This window comes from Marinifilum sp. D737 (assembly GCF_026672275.1).
Lineage (GTDB): Bacteria > Bacteroidota > Bacteroidia > Bacteroidales > Marinifilaceae > Marinifilum.
The window spans coordinates 1-11342 of the sequence record NZ_JANQCD010000063.1 but is presented as its reverse complement, the minus strand read 5'-3'; the positions used below and the strand labels follow the sequence as shown (position 1 = coordinate 11342).

The window sequence follows — 11342 nt, the reverse complement described above, 5'->3', positions numbered from 1 at the left end:
TTCATCATGTTTTTCCTATCGCCCTACCTTTGTAAAGCGGGTGCAAAGATAACGCATACTTTCCCGACTTTCCAAATGAAAACCTCAAGTTTTTTAACCAATGCAAGCTAACTCGCTGAAGATCCGATGGAAAAATTTAAAAAAAAAAAATAAGACTGAAACTTTTGAGATGGTTCCAACCTTAGCTTTCGTTTCTAACCGAAATTTTAACTACTTAAATATGTCAATTCAAAAGTAGCATCCAAATTGGTTAAGCTCTTAAAACATTTGTTAAGGAATATTAAAAAAGCCTTCTCTTGCGAGAAGGCTTGCTGTATTTATAAGTCTTTCATTGATTTTTTTCTATCTCTTTCAATTTGCCATGGGAAGTTGTTTCCATGTGGAGCTCCAAATTCCTTCGCAGTTAGTTCTTCCGGTTTTAACCTGTAAACTTCAACATTTTTCACTGCTGGGGAATTATAGGTAAATTTACGATCGGTATACTGTGCCATAAGTATATTTAGTGCATCAACTTTTTCATCGTAATCGGTAATGAACTCAATTTTACCTCGGGCAACAACACTTTTTCCTTTCATTCTATAACTACATGCAACATGAGCATCTTGTGCAGCAAGTTCTACCGGTGTGCAAAAAGTAACACAAACTTGTGGGTTTGCTTTCATTGCATCTATTAACTTACCAAAATCGGCGCCATGCATATAAATATAACCATCATGGTATCCAAAATTCATTGGTACAACATATGGCCTGTTTTCAGTATCAATAACTCCAAGATTACAGATTTCACATGAACGAATAATTTCATCAATCTGTGTTTTGTCTTCTATAAATATTGTTCTCATCCTTTTATTATCAAGTATACTGTAAGCAGCACGGAAACCAATTACAGTTTGGTTAGTATTAGGTTTATAGTATTGTTCGATTTCCTAATTCTTTTGAAATTGCATTTTTTATCTGATCGAGTACCATTTTTTGTTGCATCAGTTCCATCATTCGGTCAGCATTACCCGTTTGCTGGGCCTTTTGCATCTCATCCAGAACCTCCTTCATTAGGATTCTCACCTTTTTGCCCTTGTATTCGTTCACCATTTTAGGAACCAAATCCTTTAATTTTTCAACTATAGACTCTACAAAACTTCCATTCTTGGTCCAGATTTTACTTTCCTCGTAAGGTTCACTTAAAATATCGGCGGCAAGCTGACTTACTTTTTCATTGGTATGATCTCGGAAAAAAGTTTTTGCATTAAAATCTGCATGATTCATATTGGAACCGTATTGATCAAATACCAACTGATATAATGGATTAATCGATTCCAGTTCATCCTTTTGAAGTTCAGATATAATAAATGTACCAACCAGAGTAATTACCTCTTCGCCATTTTCGTTCTTATCTCGGAATAATACCTCGGAGCCAAAGTTCAGTAAAAAGCGAACCAATGCTCGCTCTTCCAAGTCACATTCGTTACCCGATCTTAAAAATCCTGAATTTTCAGCCATTTTCCTAGCTGGTTCTGGTTCATTAAAATCCGAACGTTGATTTTTTTTCCAGGCTTCCTCCTTACGCTTGTGAATGATTTTATTAATCTCTGTATATAAAACTCGTTCATCCACATTCAAAATACCACTACATTCTCTCACATAAACCGAACGTACAATAGCATCGGGAATAATGGCAATGGAACGTACAATATCTATAATCAAATTTGCACGTTTTACCGGATCATCCTGAGCATCTTTTAAAAGAAGGTTCGTTTTAAAAACGATAAAGTCTGTTTCGTTTTGCTCGATATAATTGGTAAGCTCAGTCGCTCCCATGGTTTTCGAGAAGGAATCAGGATCTTCACCTTCCGGCAGTAATAAAACTTTGGCATTTACCTCTTGTTCCAAAACCAAATCAATTCCTCGCAATGATGCTTTTATTCCAGCCGGGTCACCATCATATATAATGGTAACATTATTGGTAAATCTTTTTATCAAACGAATTTGATCAGGAGTAAGTGCAGTACCCGAAGATGCTACAACATTTTCGATTCCAGCCTGGTGAAATGAAATTACATCGGTATATCCTTCTACCAAAAAGCACTTGTCGTTCTGGACAATTGATTTCTTTGCCTGAAAAATACCATACAGTACTCTACTTTTGTGATATACTTCGGATTCAGGAGAATTCAGATACTTGGCAGTTTTCTTGTCATTTCGAAGTGTACGTCCTCCAAAGGCTAATACTCTTCCAGCAATACCATGAATTGGAAAAATCACTCTTCCTTTAAATCTATCAATTAAGCGATTCTCCTTATCAATACTTAAACCTGTTTTTACAAGATATTCCTTCTTGTATCCACTATCTATTGCTTGTTTCGAGAATGCTTCCCACTCTTCAAGGCAAAATCCTATCTGAAACTTTTTAATGATGTCGTCACGGAAACCACGTTCTCTTAAATAACTCATTCCAACGGCCATTCCCTGCGGATGCTGATGCAAATTGTGAGTAAAAGTTTTTTGGGCAAAAGAATTTACGATCATCATACTTTCCCTGTCGTTCTTCTGCTTCTCTTGTTCTGGCGATAATTCCTGCTCAATTACATCAATATTGTATTTTTTTGCCAGATATTTTAATGCACCTACATAATCGAGGTGCTCATGCTCCATGATGAAGTTTACTGAGTTTCCCCCTTTACCACATCCAAAACATTTATATATGCCTTTTGCCGGAGATACTGTAAATGATGGGGTTTTCTCATTATGGAAGGGACATAAACCCAAATAGTTTACACCTCTTCTTTTAAGAGTAACAAAATCCGAAACCACTTCAGATATTTCTGCAGCATCAAAAATTCTTGATATCGTAGACTGATCAATCATACGAACAAAAATAGAAAACAAGATTGATATTCACTCACCGATTGAAAACTTTTAAAATTTGAATAAATAAACATACTATAATCAAGGGTGCTAAGTTTTATAATCATATACTTTAGCATTCCATTTTTTTCAGATCGTATATTATAATATGTAACTTGATTTTTTAAACAAATCGAAATAATGAAACGAACATGAATTTTAGCATTCTGATCCCAAAGGCTATCGGGTACACACACAGCCTGCCCCAACACTTCGGGGATAATGATTAAATTCATCGAGATCCCAAAAGTTTTCGGGACCATTGACCCAAAAAATAAAATTTAAACAGATGAAACAACCATTACTTACAGCAATTTTAATCTGCTTTTTAAGCTTAGTTGGTAAAGCACAAGAACATTTACCAACAGCAAATGATTATTCTGCATTTGCAAAAACCAAAACCCTAATTGTTTTAGATAATAATCCTATGAGTGAATATAACTTTAGGATAAAAGATGTAATAAAAAACAATTGGACAATTACTGAATATGGATTTATCTCGAATAAAGAGTTCGCGAAAAAACGCTTCGACTCCAAGTATTCCTTTATTATTAATAGCATTGTTACTTTTAATAAAGATAAAACCAAGGCCAGGTACAATTTTCTAAGCCTGGTTATGGGCAGTAAGCAACAAAGAATTGCCAACATGCCCGATTTGTGCTCGGTTCCCTTATCGTACAAACATGTACACGAAGATGTTTATTCGTATAAACTGCCTTGTTTTATCAGGTTCATGCAAAATCATGTTAAATTGGTCAGTAAAAATCCTGAAATTATATCTGCCAACGTATTAAAATACTATAATAAAAATGCCTCCTTGCTTCAGGGCAAAACTCTTTATCTTATTAAAGAGGAATTACAAAATGAGGTAAATAGTTTGGCAAAAATCCGTAAGGTTTATGCAGGCAAGGTAAAAATTGTAACAAAAGAAGAGGTTGAAGAGGCAATTAACAGTAAAAAAGAGAATGTAGTATTCCTACATAAGGTAGGTCCTGAAAGCTCAAAAACAAAAGCAAGATGTTTTAAGATATTGGTTGGTGCCAGTGATTCAGATTTTTATTATTTTGACTATCACATGATCAAGAAGAAACAAAGCGATTCATTTTTAGAAAAAGATTTTAAACGAATAGCCCGATAAATCAATATTCATGAAAAAACTAGTTGTATTAAGCGGTGCAGGAATGAGTGCCGAAAGTGGCATCCGAACTTTTCGCGATATGGGAGGCTTGTGGAAAGAATACGATGTAATGGAAGTTGCCAGTCCTACCGCATGGAATAACAATCCCAATTTGGTTCATCAGTTTTACAATGAAAGAAGAAAGCAATTGTTTGAATGTGCCCCAAACCAAGGCCATCATCTCATAAAAAAGCTGGAAGAGCATTTCGATGTTCACATTGTAACTCAAAATGTAGATGATTTACACGAAAGAGCTGGCAGTTCAAAAATATTGCACCTACATGGGGAATTGAAAAAAGCACGTAGCACAGTAGATTCAAGTTTAGTTTATGAACTTGACAAATGGGAGCTTGGATTAGAGGATAAATGTGAGAAAGGATCACCACTTCGTCCGCACATTGTGTGGTTTGGCGAAAGTGTTCCGGCCATTTCCGAAGCAGCTGAAATAGTTTCCCAAGCTGATATCTTATTAATAATAGGAACTTCCTTAAATGTTTACCCTGCAGCTGGCTTAATTGATTATGCTCCTGCTAATACTCCTATTTATATTATCGATCCAAATCAACCTGCTGTTCACTCCAATCACAACATTACATTTATAACAGAAGTAGCGAGTGTAGGAATGGAAAAACTTTTTGAAACTCTAGAACTCAAGTAAGCCGAACCCCTTGTATAAAAAACAAAAGCCGGAATGTACTATTCCGGCTTTCTTATATAATTAATGATTTAGATTAGTCATCTATAGAGTCTTCTTCAATCATTGAATCAACTTCTTCTCCATTAAAACCAGAGAAGTCTCTTGAAGCTTTCAGTAGATTTCCAGCATGTAAAGTAAGGTTCTTGGTTTCATTCAGGATCCCCAGGTAAAGAACAGAATTTCTTGTACCAACTTTTTCAGCTTTAATTCTCTTGATTTGCTCTTTTCTAAATTTGCGAATTGATTTCAACAAATCTTTTTGTTTTACAAGAGCTTTTTCAATTTCCGCAGCTTCATAATTGCTGTCTTTCAACAAGCGATTAATTGTTCTAAAGAAATCATCAAGTTTGGTTTGAATGATATTTAATTCATTCACCTGTTCCTTAATCAAAGTCTTGTGATTGTTATCAACGTAATCGAAGGCAGGACCAGCAATAAAGCTCATTGAGTGTGCAATCTCACGCAAGTAATCAATCAACTGAACGTAGAAAGGACCAGTTGCGATACTATCTTCACTCAACTTCTTCATCATGGCAGGAACCTGATCTTTCATCTGTTTCGCTTCCTTATCTAACTTGCCAGCTTTCTTGTTGCACTCCTTCAATTTAGAACGTTCTTCGAAAGCCAATCCATTAATGATTTTGCCATATAGATTAGGAATCTTAACTGTAATGCCGGAAACTGCGAAAGTTAACTGCTCAAAAATTCCTCCTTTAATGATAATTGTATCTTCATCTTCTGTAACTTCCTGATCTTTAGCTTGTGACTTTTTCTTGTGGAAAATGTGAGAACGAACTACAAAGACTATTGCAAGAATTAACAATCCAAGAATTGCAATTCCACCCAACCAGTTAATCAGGTTAGCGAAAATAAATGCAGCTGTAAAGGCACTGAATGCAGTAAAGAACCACCCACCAATAACGGTAAGTACACCAGTTATACGGTATACAGCAGAATCTCTCCCCCATGCTCTATCAGATAATGAAGTACCCATTGCCACCATAAATGTTACGTAAGTTGTAGACAATGGCAATTTCAATGATGTACCTATCGAAATCAAGATACTAGCAACTGTAAGGTTAACCGATGCACGAATCATATCGAAAGCAGGCTTATCCTTAGGGTCTACTCCCGGTATAGCTACTTCTTCAGGTTTAGAAAATCGATTCGCAATACCTTGTTGAACCGTTGCAGGCATCATGCGCTTGAAGTTGCTATTCGCTGATAATGAACGACGAACTAATAAACGTGCAAAGAACGATGATCCAAATTTTTCGTCTCCCTCATTTTGGCTACTCAAGCCAATCTCCGTCTCGGTAACTGTTCTTGCTTTTTTAGACAACCATAGTGTTACGGTCATAATAATACCAGCAATTATCAGCAAGTAAGTTTCAGTTTGTACTTTCTGACTCAAAATACCCATTGTCATTCCGTAAGGATCAGTTCCAGGGTTAGCAGCAAATGCCTGGAACGATTTGAAACCAGCCAATGGCACACCAATAAAGTTTACAAGGTCGTTACCAGCAAAAGCCATTGCCAATGCAAAGGTACCAACCAATACAATCACCTTAAGAATGTTTAAACGAACAAACCAAACTAAAGCTTGTAACAAAACTGTCCATCCAACAAATGAAACCGCAATAATGGTTAAAGTGTTAGACTTAATCCAAGCCAAAGTATCTTTGGTAATGAAAGAGGATCCTTTAGCACCTTTAATCAGGATAAAATAAGTAATTGCAGTAATTGCAATACCTCCGAAAATGGCACCAAAATACTTGAACGTTTTCTCGTACCTATACGTGAAAACCAATCGTGTTACCCACTGCACCAATGCACCGGATAAGAAGGCGATAACAACACTCAACAGAATACCGGTAATAATTGCCAGTGCTTTAGCTGAGTTAATGTAACTTCCTAAATCAAGCAAAGATTGATCCGCAGAGTTCATAATTTTAACTACGGCAACAGCAACAGCAGCTCCAAGCAACTCAAATACAATCGATACTGTAGTTGATGTTGGCAGACCTACGGTATTGTAAAAATCCAACAGAATAATGTCTGTTAGCATTACCGCAATAAAAATGATCATGATTTCTGCAAAGTAGAATTGGTCCGGGTGGAAAATCCCTTTACGAGCTACTTCCATCATACCACTCGAAAAAGTTGCTCCTACCAAAATCCCAAGGCTGGCAATAATCATGATTGCCCAACGTGGGGCAGCCTTAGAACCAAATGCAGAGTTTAGGAAATTAACGGCGTCATTACTCACGCCCACGATAAGATCGCTAATGGCCAGTGCAAATAGCACTACCACAATTAACAAATAAAAGTTCTCCATGTTATTAAGTTCGTAAATTCATCGCAAACATACTAACACATGGAGACTAAAATGTTTCGTTTTTATTACGTTTGTGTTAACTCTGTGTTAACTTTTGGCCTCTTCACTCTTGTTTAGCTTAACTAAAAAATCAGCAGTAGCAAGGTTTAAAGCCATTGGCACATTGTTAATTACACAAGTTCTAATTAACGTTTGAATGTCGTGTTCATGACCATGAGGTGTTTCCGCATCTATTAAAAATATAACTTCATCAACCTTTCCTTCAAGAATTTGAGCTGCCAATAAAATGTCTCCCCCGTTTGGTCCATGTCCAAAAGCTTCGACCTCAAGATCCAGCACTGAGTTTAATATTTCAGAAGTATTTGTCGTCCCTATTAGCTTATGCTTCTTCAATTCATCAAGGTGTCTTTTTACCCATGCAAGCATTACACTCTTCTTCTCGTTATGCGCTACTAAGGCAATTGTTTTTTTACTTTCCATCTCTAATCTCTTATAAATTTTGATCTTCTATTTTAAATATTCTATGTAATACAAATGTATGTAATCAAAAAAAAACGCATTTGTTAAAAGAACTCTACCTATTCCATTAAGTTTTTTGTATTTTTCTGATTAGTACAACACCGATTTGTATTTGATTGATACCATATCTTCTTAAATTTGATATGGCACATGGAATATCGATCGGCATTATAATATAAATATTGAATTTTTAAACATTATAACAAATAAACAAAGTATTCTTCAAATCAGTAATAAAATTGTAAATTTGTTAATATTATATTAATGCTAGCAATATGAACTACCTATCTAAAATACTGTTACTGTCGGTTCTGATATGTGGAATTGGACTAAGTTCTTGTAAGGAAGAGGCGAAAGAACCAGTAAAAAAAGAAACAACTAAAAAAGTTGCCAAAAAGAAAGAGGTTAAAAAACCTACTGCAAAGCCTGTTGAAAAGAAAAAATTGGAACCTGTTGTAGAAAAAGTTCCGAACAAATACTTTTTAATTGTTGCAAGTTTTGAAAACAAAACAAATGCTGAGAAACTTAAATCTAAACTAAAGAAGGAAGGTTATATTTCTGACATTCACAATGCAAAGAATGGATTCTTCAGAGTTTCATACAAAGCTTTTTCGGATAGAAAACTAGCATTTCAGGAATTGGCATCGGTTCGATCAACAGAAGAACACAAAGACACCTGGCTATATATCAAACGATAATTTTTAGGACATGGCAAAACTAAGCTATCTATTCATTCCGCTTTTTCTTTTACTGGTATCCTGTAAAGATGAGAAAAAGCTTACTACGGTTAGTAAGGACAATGTTGTTGAACAAACAGCAAAAAGACAGGTTCCGGAGTTAACTCCACCACCTGAAAAGCCAGAACCTAAATTAAGTAGTGCTGAAATTGCCAAAAATCGAGAGATTTTCGACTATCATATTGTAGCTGCCAGCTACAATTATCAGAAACAGGCCGATGCTTTTAAAGAGAGATTGTATCAAAAAGGTTATCCTTCCATTGTGTTAGAGAATAATGGAAAATTCAGGGTAATACTTCAATCATTTAATAACAAAGAGTCGGCAATAAAAGAATTGAAACGCTTAAGAAAGCTGAATAAAAAACCTGATTTATGGTTGCTTCGTCAATAAAGCTGAAGAAGCATTACTGTTGAAAAAATAACAACAAAACCTAATATAAAACCTGCATATACCTGCAAAGGAGTGTGCAGGTTTAATTTTAATCGGGAGTATCCTAACAATCCTGCCAATAAAATTCCTGCAATAAAGTATACCCTTAACGAACCGGCATACAGAATGGTAAAACTTAAAATCATTCCAATAAATCCACCAATACCAGCCATGTGAATGCTAATTTTCCATTTGGTAGAAATTAAAGCAATTACACCAATAGAAATAATTGCAGCCAATTGCAGGTGAGCAATAATTCTGGTAATTGGGAATTTCATTAAAAGATAAAAGCCCAATGCATAAAAAACAAGGGTAAATACCAATGGAATGGCTCTCTCTTTTCTTTCGCTTAAGCCATAATCCGAAACAAATTTTTGTGCCTTTAAAAGTGGAAGCACACTAATTGGAAGAAGTACGGTTGAAATTCCAACAATCATATAAATAACACGAATCAGTTGAGGTGGAGTAAAATCAAGAAAAGTACCTGAGTGAAATATTACAAAAATGGAGTACAAAGGCATTAACATTGGATGCGCTACTCCTGAAATTATTCTTGAAAGATTCATATTCTGTTAGAATTATACTATTTATTATCAGTCTTTAACCAACTCATCTTTTAACAAAAGAAAGGTGCAAAGATAATTGTCTTTGCACCAATTCGAATTATAATTAATTCTTTTTTACAATTCCTTTCTTAAACGAGCAACCGGAATATTTAATTGCTCACGATATTTCGCCACTGTTCTACGTGCAATTTTGTAGGACTTCTCCTTTAAAATGGCTGCCAACTTATCGTCGGTCAATGGCTTTTTCTTATCCTCATTGTCTACACACTCCTGAAGAATCTTCTTGATTTCACGAGTAGAAACTTCCTCACCTGTATCGGTTTGCAATCCTTCCGAGAAGAAATATTTTAATGAGAAAATACCAAAATGTGTTTGAATGTATTTCGAATTCGACACACGAGAAATGGTAGAAATATCCAATCCTGTGATATCTGCAATATCTTTCAGAATCATTGGTTTCAACTTTCGCTCATCTCCTTCCATGAAATACTCTCGCTGAAACTCAATAATTGCATTCATAGTTACCAACAGCGTATTCTGGCGCTGCTTAATGGCATCGATAAACCATTTTGCAGAATCGAGCTTTTGCTTTACAAACATCACAGCATCTTTCTGCTCTTTGCTTTGATTCTTTTTGTTGCCAGCATAATCCTGAATCATTTCAGAATAGGTTCGACTAACATGCAATTCCGGAACATTGCGTGCATTTAGGCTTAATCGCAAATCACCATCTTCCTCTTCCAAAATAAAATCGGGAATAATGGTTGGCGATGCTTTCACCATTGGATTATTGAAAGCTCCTCCTGGTTTTGGATTCAATTTCAGAATCTCATCAATTGCACATTTAAAATCTTCATCATTGGCACCAACGCGCTTCTGAATTTTATCGTAATGCTTCTTTGTAAACTCGTCGAAATGCTTTTTAAGAATAAGATGAGCCAACTTTACATCAGGGTTGTGTTTTCCCTTTCGTGATATTTGAAGCAACAAACATTCTTGCAAGTCGCGAGCTCCAACTCCTGCAGGGTCGAAATCCTGAATAACACGAAGCAGCTCTACCAACTCTTCGAACGAAGTTTCGATTCCTGTTGAGAAAGCCAAGTCATCAACAATACTATCAATATCTCTTCTCAGGTAACCATCTTCATCGATGTTACCAATCAGATATTCGGTTAACGCAGCTTTTTCGGGTTCCAATATTCTCAATCCCAACTGAGAAATCAACAATTCATGAAAGGTAGTTCCTCCCGAAAAAGGTATTTCCTCGTGCTTATCGTCTTTCGAATAATTTTGTGCCGATAATTTATAGGATGGAATATCCTCGTCGTTCATGTAATCCTCTAAAGTAAATTCTTCTTTATCGGTATCACGATCATTTGTATCTTCTGTTTGGGCTGATTCTTGAAACTCTTCTACTTTTTCGCCTTCTTCAAGAACCGGATTTTCTTCCAGCTCCTTCTTGATTCTCTCCTCAAGCTGCAAAGTTGGAAGTTCCAACAGCTTTATCACCTGTATTTGCTGGGGCGATAACTTTTGTAATAATTTTTGCTGTAAACTTTGCTTTAGCATTCTGTTTCGTTTCTGGTTTAGTCGAAGCAAGATACATAATCTGCGCTGAACACACAAATATCAAGCCAAAACGAAAAAGTTAAAAAAGATTAAAGGGAAATGGCAATCAGCTGTCGGCATACTGTAGTATTAGTTCATGCTCCGACATGAGTTGGGGGTACAAATAAATTCCATTGGGGATTATTGATTAAGACGCAGATGATATAGGATGATTGTATATCATTTTCATGATGTATTAATGTTTTGTATACATTATATATAGGCATACCATTTTACGTCGCAGGAAACCAAAACTCTTTTCTCTACTATCCTGTTGCGACGATTTTTATTCTTGTATTTTTTCCCAGCCCTTCGTTCGCTTCTCTCACTACTGACTGGGCTACAAAGATCACGCACCGCTGGTGCTTC

10 protein-coding genes are annotated in these 11342 nt (G+C 35.8%); 4 read left to right on the top strand and 6 right to left on the bottom strand.

The genetic code is table 11. The annotated features are described in order from the left end of the window. Positions 1–317: 317 nt before the first annotated feature. The gene (locus NQ163_RS20180; protein ID WP_268192123.1) at positions 318–842 is read right to left on the bottom strand and encodes a pyridoxamine 5'-phosphate oxidase family protein; all 525 of its coding nucleotides are present in this window, start codon (positions 840–842) and stop codon (positions 318–320) included. 64 nt (positions 843–906) lie between these two features. Further along, positions 907–2862 carry a DNA primase gene (gene dnaG / locus NQ163_RS20175; RefSeq protein WP_268192122.1) on the bottom strand — a complete coding sequence of 652 codons (1956 nt, stop codon included), beginning with the start codon at positions 2860–2862 and terminating at the stop codon, positions 907–909. A gap of 328 nt (positions 2863–3190) precedes the next feature. Between dnaG and NQ163_RS20170 the strand changes: the two genes are divergently transcribed. Together NQ163_RS20170 and NQ163_RS20165 are read left to right on the top strand one after the other, a co-directional pair. Continuing rightward, a complete protein-coding gene (locus NQ163_RS20170; RefSeq protein ID WP_268192121.1) occupies positions 3191–4039 on the top strand; it encodes a hypothetical protein in 849 nt (282 codons plus the stop codon). A gap of 10 nt (positions 4040–4049) precedes the next feature. Further along, complete coding sequence (locus NQ163_RS20165) at positions 4050–4736, top strand: SIR2 family NAD-dependent protein deacylase (protein WP_268192120.1); 687 nt, start codon at positions 4050–4052, stop codon at positions 4734–4736. Between the two features lie 73 nt (positions 4737–4809). Here the strand turns inward: NQ163_RS20165 and NQ163_RS20160 are convergent, their stop codons facing one another. Beyond that, entirely contained in the window at positions 4810–7113 is a 2304-nt protein-coding gene (locus NQ163_RS20160; RefSeq protein WP_268192119.1) for an inorganic phosphate transporter, read from the bottom strand. A gap of 87 nt (positions 7114–7200) precedes the next feature. Beyond that, a complete protein-coding gene (locus tag NQ163_RS20155) occupies positions 7201–7593 on the bottom strand; it encodes a methylglyoxal synthase (protein ID WP_268192118.1) in 393 nt (130 codons plus the stop codon). Between the two features lie 314 nt (positions 7594–7907). Here NQ163_RS20155 and NQ163_RS20150 point away from each other — a divergent pair, with 314 nt between their 5' ends. Further along, positions 7908–8330 carry an SPOR domain-containing protein gene (locus tag NQ163_RS20150; protein WP_268192117.1) on the top strand — a complete coding sequence of 141 codons (423 nt, stop codon included), beginning with the start codon at positions 7908–7910 and terminating at the stop codon, positions 8328–8330. A 10-nt stretch (positions 8331–8340) separates the two neighbouring features. After that, entirely contained in the window at positions 8341–8760 is a 420-nt protein-coding gene (locus NQ163_RS20145; RefSeq protein ID WP_268192116.1) for an SPOR domain-containing protein, read from the top strand. On the opposite strand, the gene NQ163_RS20140 is transcribed toward NQ163_RS20145, so the two are convergent. Both NQ163_RS20140 and rpoN read right to left on the bottom strand, forming a co-directional pair. Continuing rightward, positions 8754–9365 (bottom strand): phosphatase PAP2 family protein, encoded by a 612-nt coding sequence (locus NQ163_RS20140; RefSeq protein ID WP_268192115.1) that lies wholly within the window; start codon positions 9363–9365, stop codon positions 8754–8756. The genes NQ163_RS20145 and NQ163_RS20140 overlap by 7 nt on opposite strands. Positions 9366–9479: 114 nt before the next feature. After that, complete coding sequence (rpoN, locus tag NQ163_RS20135; protein WP_268192114.1) at positions 9480–10934, bottom strand: RNA polymerase factor sigma-54; 1455 nt, start codon at positions 10932–10934, stop codon at positions 9480–9482. Between the last annotated feature and the right edge of the window lie 408 nt (positions 10935–11342).